Source organism: Parendozoicomonas sp. Alg238-R29 (assembly GCF_947331445.1).
Taxonomy (GTDB): Bacteria; Pseudomonadota; Gammaproteobacteria; order Pseudomonadales; family Endozoicomonadaceae; genus Sansalvadorimonas.
In genome coordinates, this window is sequence record NZ_CAMZOG010000055.1 from 1 (window position 1) to 19,105 (window position 19,105).

Sequence of the window (19,105 nt, forward strand, 5' to 3'; positions counted from 1 at the left end):
TCAGGAAAAGAGAGGAACTGCGGGCAGACATCCGGAAGAATGGTCACCCGAAAAAGCTTAAGTAAGTGCCATTCGACTCCGACCCCTTTATCCTAACAATTCAGTTACCAGCCTAAAACTCTACTGCCGTTAATAACTCTAAGTCAGCATATGCACAGCGTACCGGACACAGAGTACCAGAGTGATATTTATCAAAGTAGAGAAGGAAACGTCATGCTTCAATCAAGTCAACAAAGTCAAATAAAACCTAGTAGCTATACGCTACCTGTAGCTGGGGGAACACAAGCTTCGAGCGAGAGTGGTATTGCGGTCGTTCCTTCATCTTCACGCATGCCGAATGTGTCGGTAGGAGGGGCTACAGGGGCAAACCCTCTTCTTCTTCAACAACGTCAAACGACGCTTGTACCATGGGAGGACGTCACGCAATCTGTGACTTTATCGAAGACACTTGGTCAGGAAATAACCTCGTTCTGCAGACCGGTAAAACAACAAGGCGACGTCAACGCATACTTGCCAGACGGAAAAAAGGGCTTTCGAATCGCTTACTGCACCCCGGTGGCTGACGGCGGTAAGCCCCATGCAAAAGTCCACTTGTTTTTTCCAGAAGTTGGCCTTGAGGAGAGAATACTTAAGAAAGTGAACGTCAAAAATACTGTTGGGCCGAATGGCGAGGTAACAGCAGCAGGGAAGTTAGATCTCTCTCAGCTGTCAAGCGATGAAATAAAAACATTCAAAGAATACCTGACATCAATCGCAGGCAAATTGTATTTGTTTGATGGGGAGGCGAAAAAAATATACCAGTGTGTTATAGCCTTCGAAGAAGGATCAAAATGTTCATTTTCTGTGTTGAACGAGCCTTTTGAATTCGCAGGTGAAAAAAGCACGTGTAAAAGGGCCAGCCTGATACCTGTTGAGTCATTAACAAAGTATCAGACAGCAGATGGTCAGGTTTTTATCGATTTTAGTACTGTTCTTAATGCAAACGCTTACAAAGAGCTTTCCTCTCAGCTACACGGTTTGATAGCTCAGGTACACCAAAACTTTGAGGATTTTGAACACAGAGTCCGCTGTTTAGAAAATGACGCAGCAGAAAACAAAAAACAAACCCAGACAACGCAACTTCAAGCCGAAGAAAATAAAGACGAGGTTGGCACACTGAAGACCGAAATGTCTCAGTGCACCAAGGCTCTCACGCAGCTCAACGGTTTGGTGAATGAAATAGGCTTAAAGGTAGATATTCTGACAGTGCGCTCTACAAACGGCACTCTTGTCTGGAAAATCACTGAAGTAGAAAAGCGTACTGAAGAAGCAAAAACCGGGAAAACACTGTCCCTTTATTCACCACCGTTCTTTACCTCACAGCATGGCTACCGTATGTGCCTGCGTCTCTACCTGAATGGTGACGGACAGGGGAAAGGCTCCCATATTTCCCTGTTTATAGTGATGATGAAAAGCGATTACGATGATTTGCTGAGCTGGCCGTTTAAACACAAGGTGACCTTGTCTCTGCTTAATCAGAGTGATCCTAATAATTCCAAAGCCCATCAGGCCAAGGCCTTTCGGCCTACGGATACCTCTTCCAGCTTTCATAAGCCCCGAGGACCGTTTAACACCGCATCAGGTTTCCCCAAGTTTGTATCTGTTGATACGCTGCGAGATCGTAATTACGTACGAGATGACAGCCTGTTCATCAAAGTAAAAATTGACATGAGCGATATGGAAGCGCCGGACCATCCCGTGTGATGATGTCTTCTTCATGGAAGGACAATATACAAAAGAGGTTGATGAACAATGCAGTCATTTAATTCCACTCCATCAAGGCTGAGAGACATACCTCCGTCGTGGACAGGGGGGTATCGGGTAGATGCGAATAAGGAAAACTCCCAGATTATTCTGGATATTCCGAATGAACGAAATGAATTGGTCATGGGCGCCCGCTATGCCCGAGAGATCCCAAAACTTTATCCTATTGTTGGATTTCATAAAGCAATGCTTGGCATTGCTTTACCGCCGGCAGTGCCTCTTGATTTACCGACGAGAGATGCGAAAAGGGTGCCGCCGCAAAGAACCGTTTCCCTAGCGAAGAAGATACAGCAGAAGCCATCACAAGATATCCCAAGGGGGGATGGCGGAACAACACACAACGTCGCCTCCCTTTTTATAGATGTCTGCTCTTGGCTCCCTGGACCAGAACCACAATATGAGTGGGGTAGACTTGACGAAGAGATTAACGAAGATATTGACAAGAGAACGAAACAAGAACTTTTCACTCGCACCTTAAGTACTATTAAACTCGCTGATGTGATGAAAAAGGTATTGTGTGGTGAAGATTTGAAATTGCCAGTTCACATCGAGCATATCAATAAACATGAAATATGGAAGCGCACAACAGAATATGTATGTCTTGCTCCGGAAAACAAAAAATTGAGAAGAACCTGTAGCATGGTCGAATTGAGCACGGTGGAGTTGAGTGATGTAGATTCCCAGTCAGTAAAGACAATAAACAGGAATGATGTTATCAGTGACCTGGGAATGCCTGTGTTCAAGTACTATAAACATAAAGCTAAGTATCACGAGTGTAATCAGCGCTATATTCGTAGCCGAGAACAAACAATATGTATATCCCCGCGTATTGGGCTTCGAAAGCTATCTTCAAACTTTTTTCCCCTGGGCGGTAGTTTTGATCACTGGATGAGCATGCTTTTATTAGAAATAAAAAATTGCCCACAGTGTTTGGATGAGTATGCCGGTATTTCTGTAGAACCCATTCCTGAGACGGGACGCCTCGGAACAAACCCCCTGGAGCAGAACCCTTAGAGTGCAACCTCTGTTGCTTCCGGATCGGACTGTCAACTGGTGACAATGGAGTACTCTTTACAGAATCTTATCGTTACTACGTCGACCGTGGGAGTGTCCCCCAAGCTTTCGGCAAACAGTGACTTTGTCAGGCTATGTGCTTTTTATCGGAATCACGGTTGAGCACAATAAACAAACGCCCTCGGAAGCTATAGAATACCCCGCATTTGCATTTGACTCGTTTGAGATATCCATGGCTGCCACTTTGCGCGGATATGAGTTTGGGTATTCACATCACCGTTTTGCAGGGTATGAATACGGGTGACTTTGGAGCCACCACCGCTACGCGCCACATAAGTGCTGCTGGTCTGGTGTCCATCGGCCCGGGTCATAGTTTCTTCCCGGCCCCGCACGTCGTAGCTGGTGCTGCTCCACTGCACTGTGCTGCCGGCGATATAAGGCTCAGACACCTTGATCATACGACCCAGATTGTCGTATTGGCTATCAACCAGAACCGTATCACCATTCAGGTTGGTAGAACGGCTGCGCAGCTCACGACCCAGTCGGTCAAAGTACACAACCGTGTCTGGCTGAGCTTTGCCACTGGCAGCGATATGTTCCACTGAGGTGGTCATCTGCCAGGCACAGTGGGCGGGCTTCTGACTGTCACAGGTTTGATACGTGTTACGACTGATCACACCGTCAGCAGAGGCTTGCTGAATAAAACGGCCAAAGCCGTCGTACCAGCTGCGGGATTTCAAACCATTGACATCGGTGGTTTGGGTGACGTTACCGTGGCTGTCGTAATCGTAAGCCGTGGTCACCGAACTGGCCGTGGGGAAGCCCAGCAACCACTACAGACTGAGTTCTTTTGCTGTTTGGTATTTGTAGAGAAGTTTTAGATTGCTGAGGAGGGGTTCTTTTCTTATATCACTGAAGTTAGACAAGAGTCGTATGTTGTCAAATTTTGCTTCAAATATATTGTCGGCTTATTCTTCTGCTATTGTCAGCATATTCTTCATATTGCCAACTTATGCTTCAACCGACACTCTTATAGGTGTCAGTCTTTTTTACGGGCCCGGGGATGAGTCTTATCATACACATCCGCCAAGTGCTGGAAATCCAGATGTGTATAAACCTGAGTAGTCGATATATCACTGTGGCCAAGCAACTCCTGAACAGCTCTCAGCTCACCGCTTGATTCCAGAATATGGCTGGCAAAAGAGTGTCTCAGCATATGGGGGTGAAGTGGGGTATCCAACCCATGCTGCTTACCCCACGCTTTGATGCGAACCTGTACCTGCCTGCGACTGATACGGCTTCCATTCCGTGAAACAAACAGCGCTGTTTCACTTTCTTTAGCAAGGTTGCCCCGGACTTTTAGCCACTTTCTTAAAGCCACCTCAGCCTTACTGCCAATATGAGTTACACGCTCTTTATTGCCCTTGCCCAGAACAATGGCCTGCCCTGAGCTGAGATCAATATCAACAAGATCCAACCCCACCAGCTCTGATAGACGAACCCCTGCAGAATAAAACAGCTCAAGAATAGCGTGATCACGCATAGTCAGAGGAGAATCGCTGGTCACATCCAGCATGCTGGATACCTGATCGGTATCAAGCACTTTCGGTAAGGGTTTTGAGCGCTTAGGCGCCTGAAGGTTTTTGGCCGGATTATTGTCAGCCAGCCCTTCACGCATCAAGAATACATAGAAGCCACGAATGGAAGATAGCCAGCGGTGGAGGCTGCGAGATTCCAGACCTTCCAGTCGCAGGTTGCCCATAACCCTGCGAATATCAGTTTCTTTCAAACTGCTCCACTGATCGTCTTTTTTCAGCTGTTTTTCCAGCTTTCTTACATCACGAAGATAGGCGGAACAGGTATTAGGCGACATTTGCCGCTCATAGCGAAGAAAGGTCTGCCAGGCTTCCAGCTGCCCGGCTCGACTTTGTTGACTCATTGCGAGTAGTTTCTCATTGCGAGTAGTTTCTCATTGCGAGTAGTTTCTCATTGAGGGTAGTCTCTCATTGAGGGTAGATTGTCATTCGTTTTTTTTGTTGCCAGTGCTTCCAGAGCTCGTGAAACCACTTCACCAATAAAGCTCAGGTATACCGTTCCGGTACCAGCACGAAAATCTTCTTCATTTCTGCTACCCACAGCCAGAATGCCCAGCGGGCGTTTCAGATGGAGTGGAACAACGGCTGTAGACTTCACCAGCTTCCAGTGATTGGGGAACAGGAACTTCAGCTCTCTTTCCCGCAGTCGCCCGCATACCACACGATTGCCAGACAATAGATCAGAAATACCTGTACCACTGTTTATCCCGGTTTTGGTGTGACACGGTACCCTTGATGTATTGGCAAAGGTATCCGAAACCAGCATCTGGGCAACATAATCAATACGAAAATCATGGGACAGACTGTCATCGACGGCATCAATAACATCATCGAGGGTTTCCGCTTCCATAACCGACAGCACCAATCTGCGCACGCGCTCAAACAGGCGGTCATTGTCACGGGCAACGCTCAAAAGCTCATTGAGCTTTGAACGCATATCCTGGTTACGTTCACGCAGAACAGACACCTGTCGCTCAACAAGGGAGATAGTATCTCCACGCTGGTGAGGGATGGTGAGTTTGCTCAACAGGTCGTCACGCTTACTGAAAAACTCTGGATTTGCAGTAAGAAAGTCAACAACCTGCTCCTCAGTTAAAGGTTCCGCCAGTTCAAGTCCGTCGTCACTCATATCCTTATATGCCCTTCGTAGACTCGTGTAGCCGGCCCTGTCATCAGCACCGGCAGGTCATCCTCTTTCCAGGTAATACTCAGTGAACCGCCGGGAAGATTAACCTTAACGGTTGGTTCCAGCAGCCCCTGCAAACGCCCGGCAACAACGGCTGCACAAGCACCTGTACCACAGGCCAGAGTTTCTCCTACTCCACGTTCATAAACCCGAAGATTGACTTCACCCGGATTCATAATTTCCATAAAACCGACATTGCAGTTCTGCGGAAAGCGAGCATGACGCTGAATCTTACGACCCAAGTTTTCCACTGGCGCTTTCTTACAATCTTCCACCAGCATTACGGCATGGGGATTACCCATGGAGACTGCCGCAATTTCATGCTCTTTGCCTTCCACCTCCAGCTTGTAGGTAATAGACTGACGTTCAGCTTTAAAAGGAATTTCCCAGGGCTCCAGCTCTGGTTTCCCCATATCCACAGTCACTTCGTCGTCTTTACCAATGCGTAGCTCTATATTGCCTTTGGAAGTCTGAACCCGAATACGTCGGCTGGAAGTCAGCTTTCGCTCCAGAACAAATGCAGCAAAACAACGTGCACCATTGCCACATTGCTCAACTTCGCTGCCATCAGCATTAAATATCCGGTAACGAAAGTCCATATCCGGATCACTGGGGGGCTCAACCAGTAACAACTGGTCAAACCCTACTCCAAAGTTACGATCACTCAGCTCTCTGATCTTTTCTGGGTGAAGACGCACATTCTGAGTTACGCCATCTATCACCATAAAATCATTGCCGAGGCCATGCATTTTGGTGAATTTTAGAAGCATGAATTTTCCCCGGGCAGTGCTTCCAGCGCTAACTGGTCAGCAATAGTCTCCCGGCGACGCACAACGTCTGCCTTATCTCCGGAAACCAGAACCTCTGCAGGGCGGCCGCGGGTATTAAAGTTGGAAGCCATCACCATACCGTAAGCCCCTGCAGACATCACCGACAGCAGATCCCCGTCTTGAAGATTGAGAGTACGATTCTTGCCAAGGAAATCTGAGGTTTCACATACCGGGCCAACAATATCGTAAACCAGTTCTTCACCTTCACGGGGCTTCACCGGAACAATATCGTGCCAGGAGCCATAGAGAGCCGGACGAATCAGGTCATTCATAGCGCCATCAATAACGGCAAAGTTCTTATGCTCAGTATGCTTCAGCATTTCAACACGCGTCAGCAAAATGCCAGCGTTGGCAATAATGGAACGGCCCGGTTCAAACACCAGTGCCAGTTCACGATCACCAACCCGCTCACGTACCGCGGCAATAAAGTCTGCTGTTGCCGGGGGCTGTTCGTCTTTATAAGTCACGCCAAGGCCACCACCAAGATCGATATGAGAAAGCTTAATTCCCTTATCGGCCAGACGATCAACAAGTGCCAATAGAATATCCAAAGCATCCAGAAATGGATCGAGAGACGTCAACTGTGAACCGATATGGCAATCCACACCCGTTACATCGATATTTGGCAGGTTGTGGGCACGCTCATAGATTTCATCAGCGCGATCAATATCTACACCAAACTTGTTGTCTTTCAGCCCGGTAGAAATGTAAGGGTGAGTCTGGGCATCCACATTAGGATTCACCCGCAGGGAAACCCGTGCTGTTTTACCCATATCCTCAGCAATAACCTGCAGGCGATCCAACTCAGGGATGGACTCAATATTGAAACACCAAACGCCTACTTCCAGAGCTCTGCGAACTTCATGTTCCTGCTTACCCACGCCAGAGAACACAACCTTGCCGGCATCTCCACCAGCCGCAAGAACGCGCTCAAGCTCGCCTACGGAAACAATGTCAAAACCAGCGCCCAGTTCAGCCAGAACATTCAGCACACCAAGGTTGGAATTGGCTTTTACGGCAAAACAGATTTTGTGGGGAACATCGGCCAGTGGTTTGGCATAGCCGTTCCAGGCAGCTTCTATTGCTGCACGGGAATATATATAGGCAGGAGTTCCAACCTTTTCGGCCAGCTGGCTGAGAGGAATATTCTCAGCGCAAAGTTCACCATTTTTCAGGAAAAACGAATCTGAATACAACGACGACATTAACTCCTTTCGCCTCCCTGTACAGTCAGGTTTGAAGGCTCTTCATCAGGAAGATACAAAGGTCCCTTCTGGCCACAGGCAGAAATAAACAGACTGAAGGCGATGAGCGCCAGTGCGCGTTTCATGATGGACTCCCGATTCAAAGCTATAAGTCAATTTGCGTAATTAGCAATCAGTATACCTGCGGAATCTGGGCCATAACAGGCACAACACGCGGTCGGTAACAGAGATCGTTTGCCCAACCGATAACTCTGTACGACAATCCGCTACAGATAACACTTCCCCTACCTTTATATACGTAAAATCATGACTGAATTTGAATTCAACGACCAATTAGACGATCTGATGATGGACATTGAAGATGCCATCGAAGAAATTGACACCGATATTGATTATGAAAACTCTGCCGGCATTCTTACCTTAAGTTTTGAAAATGGCAGCCAGATTATCCTCAGTCGCCAGGGCGCCCTGGGGCAGCTTTGGATGGCCGCCCAGTCTGGTGGCTTTCATTTTGATTTTGATGATGAGCAAGATAAGTGGATATGTGACTCCAATAGCGAAGAATTTGTCGCGCTTTTAAATAAGTGCGCTTCAGCGCAGGCCGGAGAAGTTGTTCTTCTGGAACTGAAGTAAACCTCTTTCTCTTCAAACAAAGAGCTGTGAGTACGCCGCTCTTTGTCCTCCCTTCAATTGCGCACCATTTCCGCGCACCATTTCCGCGCACCATTTCCGCGCACCATTTCTGTGCACAAAGCTATAACACCATAACTCCGTAGTGCACTCCCGTGCATCATATCTGGTCACACTATCTTTCAAACCCGTACAAAAAACACATAACCCAATGAAATCCATAGATTTTTATTAAGTGGCACGATGACTGCTATTCCCTAATACGAATGCCGGCCACACCGTTACTGCGATCCGGGAACGGCAATAAAAGGGGCCAGAGCACGCAGGTGTAACGCACAGATACCGAACCAGTGCACAGGGTAAGACAGAAGTCAGGGGAAAACCCTTATAACACCCGCGTCAAAGGCGTAAACTTGTCCTGACCCCTCAGGACAACCCGGAATAAAGAATATTGCCAGGTCATCCGCTCCACACGGAAACCGGTGCATTAATCAGGAGACAATGTAATGAAGTTAGTTTCAGCGATTATCAAGCCTTTCAAGCTCGATGATGTCCGGGAAGCACTTTCCGACATTGGCGTGCAGGGTATTACTGTTACAGAAGTTAAGGGCTTTGGTCGCCAGAAAGGTCACACCGAACTCTACCGTGGTGCAGAGTACGTGGTTGATTTTCTTCCCAAGGTGAAAATTGAAGTTGCTATTGGTGATGACCTGCTGGATCAGGTTATTGAGTCTGTTACCAAAGCTGCCAACACCGGCAAGATCGGCGACGGCAAAATCTTTGTTACCGAACTGCAGCAGGCCATCCGGATTCGTACCGGCGAGACAGGCACTGCCGCTATCTGATCAAAAGTTTTAAGTCGGCTTTTCCGAGCCGGTCCTGAATAAAAACGCGAATGCCGATGTGGGCGGCAGTCGCAAACACCAAATATCTTCTCTCAAGAGCTGGTGTTAAAAGAATAAATCCTGGGGGTTACTCAACATGGAAAATCAAATCTTCCATTTGCAATACGCGATGGACACCTTCTACTTCCTGGTGTGTGGTGCACTGGTTATGTGGATGGCAGCCGGCTTTGCCATGCTCGAAGCGGGCCTTGTCCGTTCCAAGAATACAACTGAAATTCTTACCAAAAACGTCGCGCTGTTTGCGATCTCCTGCACCATGTACCTGATTGTTGGTTACGACATTATGTACGGCGGTGGCGTTCTGCTTGAAGGCGTTCTGGTTGGTGACAGCCACGTATCTGATACTCTGGCTGAATTCTCTGCCCGTGAAGACGGCTTCGAAGGTGGCTCCATTTACTCTGGCGCTTCCGACTTCTTTTTCCAGGTGGTGTTTGTTGCTACTGCCATGTCCATCGTATCCGGTGCTGTTGCTGAGCGTATGAAGCTGTGGAGTTTCCTGCTGTTCGCAGTCGTGATGACTGGCTTCATCTACCCAATGGAAGGCGCATGGACCTGGAACGGCGACTCGGTATTCGGTTTGTACACTCTGGGCGACCTTGGATTCTCTGATTTTGCCGGTTCCGGTATTGTTCACATGGCTGGTGCCGCTGCCGCTCTGGCTGGTGTTCTGCTGCTCGGTGCCCGTAAAGGTAAATACGGCAAGAACGGCGAAGCTAATGCAATCCCGGGCGCCAACCTGCCAATGGCAACTCTCGGTACTTTCATTCTGTGGATGGGCTGGTTCGGTTTCAATGGTGGCTCAGTACTGAAGCTCGGCGATATTGCCAGTGCCAACAGTGTTGCCATGGTGTTCCTGAACACTAACGCTGCCGCTGCCGGTGGTCTGGTTGCCGCTCTCGTGACTGCCCGCCTGCTGTTTGGTAAGGCTGACCTGACCATGTGCCTGAACGGTGCACTGGCTGGTCTGGTTGCCATCACGGCTGAACCAAGCACTCCAACACCTGTTCAAGCCACTCTGATTGGTGCCATTGGTGGTGTGATTGTCGTGTTCTCTATCCTCGCTCTGGATAAGATAAGGATTGATGACCCGGTTGGTGCCATCTCAGTACACGGTACTGTTGGTCTGTTCGGCTTGATGGTTGTACCTTTCACCAACAGCGATGTGACCTTCACGGGTCAGCTGGCTGGTGCAGCAACAATCTTCGTCTGGGTATTCGGCTGCAGCCTGATCGTCTGGAGCGCCCTGAAAGCTATCACCGGCATCCGGGTGAGCGAAGAAGAAGAGTACGAAGGTGTGGATCTGGCGGAATGCGGTATGGAAGCTTACCCAGAGTTCACTAACAAGTAAGAGCTGATAGTTTAAATCGGCCCTGTGAAAACGCCCTTCCACTTTTTGTGGAAGGGCGTTTTTTTATTGAATAAATAACTTAAATTAACTGTGTTTTAACCTTTACACTCTTATGGAGTGTTTTATGGACAGGGCACTTATCCGCGATGCGTAGCAGGCTTGCACGCTGCTCTTCAGATAAACTCCCCGTTATCGTCAGCTGCCGTTCAATGACTTCAATAGCTTCACCCTGATTTTCGCAATCTGAGCAATCTTCGATGTAATCCCTGCGATGATTCAGCAGTACTTTCACATGATCTAAAGGCAAATTTTTATGTTTTGCGTACATGCGTAAAGTCATTGCAGTACAGGCACCCAGCCCGGCAAGAAGGTGTTCATAAGGATCAGGACCAACATTATTTCCACCGGCTGAAATTGGTTCATCCGCTAACCAGTAATGGCTATGACTGGTTACATGTTGAGAGAATATATGGTTCTTCTCTTCTACAAGGACATACCCCTTATCAACTGTCTGGGTATATGTCTCTTCCTGAGGCAGGTAACGACTCACCCAGGAAGAAACCACTTCTGCCGCGTACTCCGCATCCTGCTTACGGGTTAACAGATGATCGGCATCATCCAGGGAGATAAAGCTTTTTGGGTGACGAGCTTCCTTATAAATCTTCTCAGCCTCGGTAATAGCGACTGTATTATCGAGCGGAGAATGCATAACCAGCAGAGCTTTTTTCATATTGCTGATATCACGCCGCTGGTTTGCCAGATCATCCAGAAACTGTTTTTTGATCACGAACTTACGTGAACCAAGGCTCACTTCCGCCTCACCACTTTCTTCAATGGTATCCAGTGAAGCTGAGAAATTATGGGAAACATGCTCGGCTTGATGGGGAGCACCAATAGTCACGACAGCCTTCACTTCAGACACCTTAGAAGCCATACCTAGAACAGCCGCTCCCCCCAGACTATGACCAATAAGCAAAGCAGGCGCCTGATAATCCTTTCGCAGAAAATCAGCCGCCGCGAGCAAATCCTGCATATTGGAAGAGAAGTTAGTATTTTCAAAATCACCATCGCTGTTACCAAGCCCTGTAAAATCAAAACGAAGTACAGCAATACCTTTGCTTGTCAGGGCGCGGGCAATACGGGAGGCTGCCGCTATATCCTTTCCGCAGGTAAAACAGTGAGCAAACAGTGCATAACAGCGAATTTCTGACTCAGGGGACTCCAGCATTCCGACCAGAGTCAGGCCGTTACTTTCAAACTGAACCTTTGTGCGCATGTCGATAACCTGAGGGGTCGCTTAGAAAGAATATATCCTCACTATAACTGTAACCAAATTCCACTCCACATCGCTTTATCGACAGCAACTCACTTCTCACTGCACCTGCTTTTCTATGTTCATTAATTGGAAGGTGCACTTATCAGCTATTTGCAGACCGCCGTTGATCGCGTCCTCTCGCAAACCACCCAAACGATTGATTCTGAACTTTGGTGCAACAGACGACACCGTTCATGACGCACAGCTACAGTGCTATACGCTGGAAAGGACATCACAGGAACATAGTCACCAAGGCCGAGTTCTGCGTAACACCCGACGGATCAGGGTGCATATGAGCAGTACCTTTGTGTATCAAGAATTGTTTCACACCATTTCCAGAAAGCTTGTACCCGGATAGAGAAACAGGTGCTGTTCCCGGCACGGAATGAACTGAGAATAAATAAACAATGGGGTAAGGGGGAGGTGTGCCTGAAAACTCTGCTGGTATCTCTTTAGGCCCAAGGATTTAACCATGAGGGGCTCTTTCCATAAGAACACCTCATTTGCAGGATAGTATTGGAGCCTGATGAAATATCCGGGCTAAGTAACGTGTGCTTTTGTAAGTTCTGATATTTCTTTACGTTTTCTGGAGCCATGGGTATTCTGCCCAGCAACAGAGAATAGCTGGGGTGTGGGGACAAGATGATTGATAAAGCTGCTTTTATCGGAACGGTTGCTGGCAAATTGCAGGACATTGTCAGTCAGGGCCCTGGCCAGCCGTTAAAAGAAGATTTTGAGCGGAATATCAAAGCGGTTCTGACTAATGCTTTCAGCAAAATGGAACTTTTGACCCGTGAAGAGTTTGAAGGTCAGGCTGCAGTGTTACAGCGCACCCGTGAGATGGTGGAAGCTCTCGAGAAAAGAGTGGCAGAGCTGGAAAAACAGGCACCTGTTGCTGAGCCAGATGTAGAAAGTGCAGGTGAAGAAAGTGCAGGTGAAGAGTAACCTTCGCGCTCAGTGTTAATGGAAGGCCGCCTGGTCAGGAGGCTTTCCATAGGTCGAATCATTACCTTTCTGATGATAGAAACAGTTCTACTCGCCTGTTCTGGGCGTGGCTCTTTTCATCGTTTCCTCGTGTCAGCAGCCGCTCGCTACCATGACTTGTTAACCGCATACGCTTTTTGGCGACACCCTGCTCTTGAAAAAATGCAGCAACAGACTGCGCACGGCGCATGCCCAAACCTTTATTGTAATTGGGGATGCCCCGCTCATCGGCATGCCCCTCAATCATAATTGTTCCTGGCATGGCTTTAAGTTGGGGAACCAATGCCTTCAATTCTATTCTGGCGTCATCAGTGAGAGTGGATTTATTAAAACCAAAGTGGAAAACAGCATCGATTTCTTCAGTAGTAATGGTGTCTTCTTTTACCAACTGTTCTATTTCTTTTTCGTGAGTTTGATCAGCTCCGGGAATAGTTAAACCTGAAGGAGGCATTTCAGCCATGCCATCTGCATCAGTGCCAGTATAGATATCTGCTGGTGTAACCTGTGGTGATGCAACGGGCAACTCTTCTGGCTTGGCATTTTCATCTCGGCAGCCTGCCAGAGTAGCGCTGAGAATAAGACAGATGACAACCGAAACTGAATGCAACGAACGATTATACAAAGTCATAGACGCCTATCCGAGAGCCATGAATCAACAACGGTCACAAGGATAGACCCATTACTCTGAGCCTGCTTTCAGACTGGCCTCACACCATTCAATCGGGCAAAGCACGTTTCTTTTGCGGTTTCGATGAAATCCATCATGTAAGGCTGGCCTTTATGTTCTGTACGAATGGCTGCATACAGTGTGCACCAGATTCCTTTTTCCCCCAGTTTTCGGGTCTGGATATGACTTTTGTCCAGATACTCTGCAAGGGCCCAGTTAGGTAAAGCGCAAACACCTCTCTGGCTGGCAACCAGTTGCAGCATCATAAGCGTGAGTTCAACTGTTCGAATCGCCTCAGGCTCTATGTTGGCCGGATCCATAAAGTCACGGAACACGGCTAAACGTTCGTGTTCCACCGGATAGGTGATCATAATTTCCGGTTCCAGATCTTTTGGTTCAATCCACTCCTTTTCTGTCAGAGGATGACGGCGGGAGATAGCCAGCAGCATTTCGTATTGGAACAAAGGAATATATTCCAACTCCGGGCTGTTCATTGGATCTGAGGTAATAACCAGATCAAGCTCTCCGCGAGACAGTGCAGGTAAAGGGGCAAAATTAAAACTGCTGGCAAAGTCCATTTCTACTTCCGGCCAGTGCTCTCTGTAGCGGTCGATCGTGGGCATCAACCACTGAAAACAACTATGGCATTCAATAGCCATATTCAAACGACCCGATTCTCCCCCCGCCAACCGTAATAAATCCTGTTCAGCAAGGCGGACCTGTGGAAGCAGTTCATCTGCCAGCGTCAGTAATCGCAGCCCCGCTGTTGTGAAGCGAGGAGGCTTGGTTTTGCGAACAAATAGTTCCATGCCAATGCGGGACTCCAGTTCTTTAATCTGGTGGGAGAGTGCAGATTGGGTGAGATGCAACATGCGCGCGGCCTCAACCAGGCTTCCGGTCTGTCTGAGTGCGTGGAGTGTTTTCAGGTGGTGCAGGCCTAAACCGATCTGTGAAGTCATGGTTGGAAATTCGTTGTTATCTATTGTGGGAGAAATTTTATATTAATTTTCCTCACTTTAAAGGTGAAAATAATGAGTTTGATTCAAATTTATTAATATCTGACACTTCCCTTAACCACAGAAAAAAAGACTCAGACATTTTCACGGAGGAGGGGAAATGGCGGTATCACATAACTTGGGTTTTCCGAGAATAGGCGCAAACCGGGAGTTAAAGAAAGCTCAGGAAGCTTACTGGAAAGGTGAGCTTTCCCAGAATGAGTTGCTTGCAGAAGGTAAGCGACTCAGAGCTTTGCATTGGGATATTCAGCAAAAAGCGGGGTTAGATTTGATCCCAGTGGGTGATTTCGCCTGGTACGATCAGGTTCTTAACCACTCCTTAATGTTGGGCGCTGTCCCCAAACGTTTTGCTCAAGATGGAGCTGACCCCAGTGATATCGATACGCTATTTCGTATAGCTCGTGGTCGGGCACCCAGCGGCCAACCCGCAGCCGCCAGTGAAATGACCAAATGGTTCGATACCAACTATCACTACATAGTGCCTGAGCTGCACGAAGGTCAGACGTTTAGCTTTGCCTGTCGTTCAATTATTGAGGAAACCAAAGAAGCCCTGGCGCTAGGCCATAAAGTGAAGCCCGTTCTTGTTGGCCCTCTCACCTGGTTGTGGCTTGGTAAGGTAAAAGGGGAGAGTTTCGACCGGCTCACACTTCTGGACGACATTGTTAATGTTTATGGAGAAGTGCTCTCTGAGCTTGCAGAATTGGGCATTGAGTGGGTGCAGATTGATGAACCTGTTATCGTTCTGGATTTGCCTACCGAATGGCAGCAGGCTTTAGAGTCTGTGTATAACCGTTTGCAGAGCACCAAAGTAAAGATACTGCTGGCAACATATTTTGGCGGACTGAATGGCCATGCTGCACTTGTTACCAGCCTGCCTGTAGCTGGTATTCATATTGATGCAGTGAGAGCTCCTGAAGACGTCATCACTCTGGTCGATCGCATTTCACCACATACTGTACTGTCTGTTGGTGCAGTGAATGGCAGAAATATCTGGCGGGCAGATATCAGCAAGATTCTTGAAAACCTGAAGTTTGCTTCAGAGAAACTGGGTGAAAGACTGTGGATTGCTCCCAGCTGCTCTTTGCTGCATGTTCCTGTTGATGTGGACAATGAAGACAAACTGGATGACGAGCTCAAAGGCTGGTTGGCTTTTGCAAAGCAAAAATGTGATGAAGTTTCTGTTATCAGCGCCATTATTAATGGCGCTGATAACGACAAAGCCCAAGCTCTGAAGACAACCTCAGATCAGGTTGTTGAGCAGCGAAGAATATCAGCGAGAATCCATGATCCGGCTGTTCAGCAGCGGGTGCAGGCCATTGGTTCTGATATGGATAAACGTCATTTGTCCTATGAGGCACGTGCACAGATTCAAAAGCAGGTTTTGAATCTGCCTTTGTATCCAACTACAACAATTGGCTCATTTCCACAAACCACAGACATTCGCCGGGCACGCAGATTGTTCAAGAAAGGTGAGCTTTCTGAAGTAGATTACCGAGTTTCTATGGAAGCGGAAATCAAAGATGCTGTAGCCCGTCAGGAACAGCTTGGCCTTGATGTTCTGGTTCATGGTGAAGCCGAGCGTAATGACATGGTCGAATACTTCGGCGAGCAGTTAAAAGGTTTTGTATTCACCACGAATGGCTGGGTACAGAGTTACGGCAGCCGTTGCGTAAAACCGCCGGTGATTGTTGGTGATATTTCTCGCCCTGAGCCGATGACGGTTGAGTGGAGTGCGTTTGCCCAGAAGCAAACAAAACAGCCAATGAAAGGCATGCTGACTGGGCCTGTGACGATTTTGTGCTGGTCATTTCCGCGAGAAGATGTGGACCGAAAAGAGTCCTGCCTGCAATTGGCGCTGGCGTTGCGAGATGAAGTTGTTGATCTGGAAAAAGCCGGTATTGGCATTATTCAGATTGATGAACCCGCTATACGGGAAGGTTTGCCTTTAAAGAAAAGAGACTGGCCAGCCTATCTGAACTGGGCAACGCAGAGCTTCCGGATTTCTGCCAGTGGTGTGGAAGATAAAACCCAGATTCATACACACATGTGTTACAGCGAGTTTAACGACATCATTGAATATATCGCGTCTATGGATGCCGATGTGATTACTATTGAAACATCCCGTTCTGATATGGAATTACTGGATGCCTTCGAGAAGTTCCATTATCCCAATGAAATAGGGCCGGGGGTTTACGATATCCATTCACCAAATGTTCCGGAAAAAGAATGGATGAAACAGCTGATGTTGAAGGCTGCAGAAAAGATTCCTGCCGAGCGTTTGTGGATAAACCCGGATTGCGGACTGAAAACCCGCGGATGGCCAGAGGTGGAAGAAGCTTTAGCTAACATGGTTGCAGTCGCTAAAGAACTTCGCGCGTAATATCTATCAGGCCGTATGCAATATGCGGCCTGATAGATCAACCCAATTATCTTCTTATCATGCTCTCTCAGTAAGACAGATATTAAAGGGCGGCTGCCAGCTCACTGGCTAATTTAATAGCACGCTTGGCATCCAGCTCTCCGGCCAGCTCTGCGCCGCCAACAAGATGCAGGTTAAAGTCGCGGTTCTGCTCCTGCTCAAGCTCTTTATGAAGCTGATTCACGCTAACTTGACCTGCGCACAGCACAACATGGTCAACATCCAGAACCCGCTGCTCCTTCACTTCCTGACCTTGCTTACCCGTGGTAATAGTGATGTGAAGACCTTCATCATCAACTTTGTCGTAAGACACACCACCAATGGTTTCTACGCCTTTCATCTTTACAACAGCGCGGTGTACCCAGCCTGAGGTTTTGTTCAAACCTTTACCGAAAGATGATGACTTACGCTGCAGCATGTAAACCTTACGTGGAGAAGGTTCGATAGCGGCTTTCACAAGACCGCCACGCACTTCGTTGCTGCTGTCCACTCCCCACTCTTTCATCCAGGCTTCTTTATCAAGAGTGATGGATTTGCCTTCGTGGGTGAGATATTCACACATATCAAAGCCAATACCACCGGCACCCATAACGGCCACTTTCTTACCAAGCTCAACATCTGTGCTCAACACTTCCTGATAGGTGACAACCTTCGGATGATCAACGCCAGGCATATTCGGGATTCGTGGTTCAACACCACTGGCAATGACAATGTCATCAAAACCAGTAGTCTTCAGTTCTTCAGAGGATACCCGGGTGTTCAGTTTCAGATCGATGTTATGAACCTCAACCTGCTTCAGGTAGTAGCGAATGGTTTCCCTGAACTCTTCTTTACCGGGAATCATACTGGCGTAGTTAAACTGGCCACCAATCTCGCTACGGCCTTCAAACAGTGTGACCTTATGGCCACGCTGTGCAGCAACCGTTGCGCAGGCAAGACCAGCAGGGCCGGCACCAACAACGGCAACTTTGCGAGCATTCAGAACAGGTGTGTACAACAGTTTGGTTTCATGACCTGCACGAGGGTTAACCAGGCAGCTGGCACGTTTGCCTTGGAAAGTGTGATCCAGGCAGGCCTGGTTACAGGCGATACAGGTGTTGATTTCGTCAGCCCGGCCTTCTGCAGCTTTGTTAACCCACTCAGAGTCGGCAAGGAATGGGCGTGCCATGGAAATCATATCTGCTGCGCCAGATGAGACAATCTCTTCCGCTACATCCGGCATATTGATTCGATTTGAGGCTACAACCGGAACGTTAACAGAGGCTTTGACTCTGGCTGTAACATCGGAGAAAGCTGCACGGGGTACAGACGTAACAATGGTTGGTATACGGGCTTCGTGCCAGCCAATACCGCTGTTGAAAATAGTGACACCGCACTTTTCAAGTTCCTGAGCCAGCTGAATAACTTCTTCGATTGTTGAACCACCTTCAACAAGGTCCAGCATGGACAGGCGGAACATAATGATGAAGTCTTCACCAACAGCCTTGCGAACCTGGCTAACAACTTCCAGTGCGAAGCGGATACGGTTCTCATACGAACCACCCCACTCGTCATCACGGTGGTTGGTTCGCTTGTTAATCATTTGGCAGATGAAATAACCTTCGGAACCCATTATTTCTACACCATCATAACCTGCTTTCCTGGCCAGTTTGGCGCAGCGCACATAGTCGTCGATAGTCTTGTAAATTCCGCGGCTGCTGATCTCCCTTGGTTTGAACATTGATATAGGGGATTTAATTGCAGTCGGCGCAACGTTAAAGGGGGTATAACCGTAACGACCAGCATGAAGAATCTGCAGCAGAATTTTACCATCGGCATCGTGTACAGCTTTGGTGACTTTTTTGTGGAAAGGTACTTGCCAGTTGCTAATCAGCTTGGAGCCAAAGGGGAGAAGATCACCCTCACGGTTAGGAGAAAACCCACCGGTAACAACAAGACCGGCTCCGCCTCGGGCACGTTCAGCAAAGTACTCAGCCATTTCGCTAAAGTGCCAGGGGCGATCTTCCAGACCAACGTGCATAGAGCCCATCATGACCCGGTTTTTCAGGGTAGTAAAACCAAGATCCAGAGGTTCCATGATTTTTGGATAGGGTGTGTTGCTGCTCATCTGGCTTATCTCTTTTGTTATTTCGGCATACGGTCACGACTGCCAGAGAATATAGGGGGGCACAGAACAGAGGTAAATGAT

The 19,105-nt window shown here is 48.1% G+C and carries 17 protein-coding genes; 7 read left to right on the forward strand and 10 right to left on the reverse strand.

What is annotated here, in order from left to right:
* Positions 1-150 precede the first annotated feature (150 nt).
* Both QMA35_RS13880 and QMA35_RS13885 read left to right on the forward strand, forming a co-directional pair.
* Positions 151-1,743, forward strand: a complete 1,593-nt coding sequence (locus QMA35_RS13880) for an MATH domain-containing protein (RefSeq protein ID WP_281647752.1) — start codon at positions 151-153, stop codon at positions 1,741-1,743.
* Positions 1,744-1,791: 48 nt separating this feature from the next.
* Positions 1,792-2,817: a hypothetical protein gene (locus QMA35_RS13885; RefSeq protein WP_281647753.1), complete on the forward strand. Its 1,026-nt coding sequence runs from the start codon at positions 1,792-1,794 to the stop codon at positions 2,815-2,817.
* A 188-nt stretch (positions 2,818-3,005) separates the two neighbouring features.
* Here the strand turns inward: QMA35_RS13885 and QMA35_RS13890 are convergent, their stop codons facing one another.
* The 6 genes from QMA35_RS13890 to QMA35_RS13915 form a co-directional block, all read right to left on the reverse strand.
* Complete coding sequence (locus QMA35_RS13890; protein ID WP_281647754.1) at positions 3,006-3,647, reverse strand: RHS repeat domain-containing protein; 642 nt, start codon at positions 3,645-3,647, stop codon at positions 3,006-3,008.
* Between the two features lie 209 nt (positions 3,648-3,856).
* Positions 3,857-4,756: a tyrosine recombinase XerC gene (gene xerC / locus QMA35_RS13895; RefSeq protein ID WP_281647755.1), complete on the reverse strand. Its 900-nt coding sequence runs from the start codon at positions 4,754-4,756 to the stop codon at positions 3,857-3,859.
* Positions 4,757-4,803: 47 nt separating this feature from the next.
* A complete protein-coding gene (locus QMA35_RS13900) occupies positions 4,804-5,541 on the reverse strand; it encodes a DUF484 family protein (RefSeq protein WP_281647756.1) in 738 nt (245 codons plus the stop codon).
* Positions 5,538-6,368, reverse strand: a complete 831-nt coding sequence (gene dapF, locus QMA35_RS13905; RefSeq protein WP_281647757.1) for a diaminopimelate epimerase — start codon at positions 6,366-6,368, stop codon at positions 5,538-5,540. The genes QMA35_RS13900 and dapF overlap by 4 nt, the downstream gene beginning before the upstream one ends.
* Positions 6,359-7,624: a diaminopimelate decarboxylase gene (lysA, locus tag QMA35_RS13910; RefSeq protein WP_281647758.1), complete on the reverse strand. Its 1,266-nt coding sequence runs from the start codon at positions 7,622-7,624 to the stop codon at positions 6,359-6,361. Before lysA ends, dapF begins: the two co-directional genes overlap by 10 nt.
* 8 nt (positions 7,625-7,632) lie before the next feature.
* Entirely contained in the window at positions 7,633-7,758 is a 126-nt protein-coding gene (locus QMA35_RS13915) for a lipoprotein (RefSeq protein ID WP_281647759.1), read from the reverse strand.
* A gap of 181 nt (positions 7,759-7,939) precedes the next feature.
* On the opposite strand from QMA35_RS13915, the gene cyaY reads away from it, so the two are divergent.
* From cyaY to QMA35_RS13930, 3 genes are all read left to right on the forward strand, one after another.
* Entirely contained in the window at positions 7,940-8,266 is a 327-nt protein-coding gene (gene cyaY / locus QMA35_RS13920) for an iron donor protein CyaY (RefSeq protein WP_281647760.1), read from the forward strand.
* 503 nt (positions 8,267-8,769) lie between these two features.
* A complete protein-coding gene (gene glnK, locus QMA35_RS13925; protein ID WP_281647761.1) occupies positions 8,770-9,108 on the forward strand; it encodes a P-II family nitrogen regulator in 339 nt (112 codons plus the stop codon).
* A 136-nt stretch (positions 9,109-9,244) separates the two neighbouring features.
* Complete coding sequence (locus tag QMA35_RS13930; protein WP_281647762.1) at positions 9,245-10,516, forward strand: ammonium transporter; 1,272 nt, start codon at positions 9,245-9,247, stop codon at positions 10,514-10,516.
* A 79-nt stretch (positions 10,517-10,595) separates the two neighbouring features.
* On the opposite strand, the gene QMA35_RS13935 is transcribed toward QMA35_RS13930, so the two are convergent.
* A complete protein-coding gene (locus tag QMA35_RS13935) occupies positions 10,596-11,792 on the reverse strand; it encodes a bifunctional alpha/beta hydrolase/OsmC family protein (protein WP_281647763.1) in 1,197 nt (398 codons plus the stop codon).
* Between the two features lie 681 nt (positions 11,793-12,473).
* On the opposite strand from QMA35_RS13935, the gene QMA35_RS13940 reads away from it, so the two are divergent.
* Entirely contained in the window at positions 12,474-12,776 is a 303-nt protein-coding gene (locus QMA35_RS13940; protein ID WP_281647764.1) for an accessory factor UbiK family protein, read from the forward strand.
* A gap of 61 nt (positions 12,777-12,837) precedes the next feature.
* Here the strand turns inward: QMA35_RS13940 and QMA35_RS13945 are convergent, their stop codons facing one another.
* Positions 12,838-13,443: an OmpA family protein gene (locus QMA35_RS13945; RefSeq protein ID WP_281647765.1), complete on the reverse strand. Its 606-nt coding sequence runs from the start codon at positions 13,441-13,443 to the stop codon at positions 12,838-12,840.
* Between the two features lie 68 nt (positions 13,444-13,511).
* Positions 13,512-14,441, reverse strand: coding sequence for a LysR family transcriptional regulator (locus tag QMA35_RS13950; RefSeq protein WP_281647766.1), 930 nt, complete (start codon positions 14,439-14,441; stop codon positions 13,512-13,514).
* A gap of 157 nt (positions 14,442-14,598) precedes the next feature.
* Between QMA35_RS13950 and metE the strand changes: the two genes are divergently transcribed.
* Positions 14,599-16,878 carry a 5-methyltetrahydropteroyltriglutamate--homocysteine S-methyltransferase gene (metE, locus tag QMA35_RS13955; protein WP_281647767.1) on the forward strand — a complete coding sequence of 760 codons (2,280 nt, stop codon included), beginning with the start codon at positions 14,599-14,601 and terminating at the stop codon, positions 16,876-16,878.
* Between the two features lie 82 nt (positions 16,879-16,960).
* Here the strand turns inward: metE and QMA35_RS13960 are convergent, their stop codons facing one another.
* Positions 16,961-19,024, reverse strand: a complete 2,064-nt coding sequence (locus tag QMA35_RS13960) for an NADPH-dependent 2,4-dienoyl-CoA reductase (protein WP_281647768.1) — start codon at positions 19,022-19,024, stop codon at positions 16,961-16,963.
* Positions 19,025-19,105: the final 81 nt, after the last annotated feature.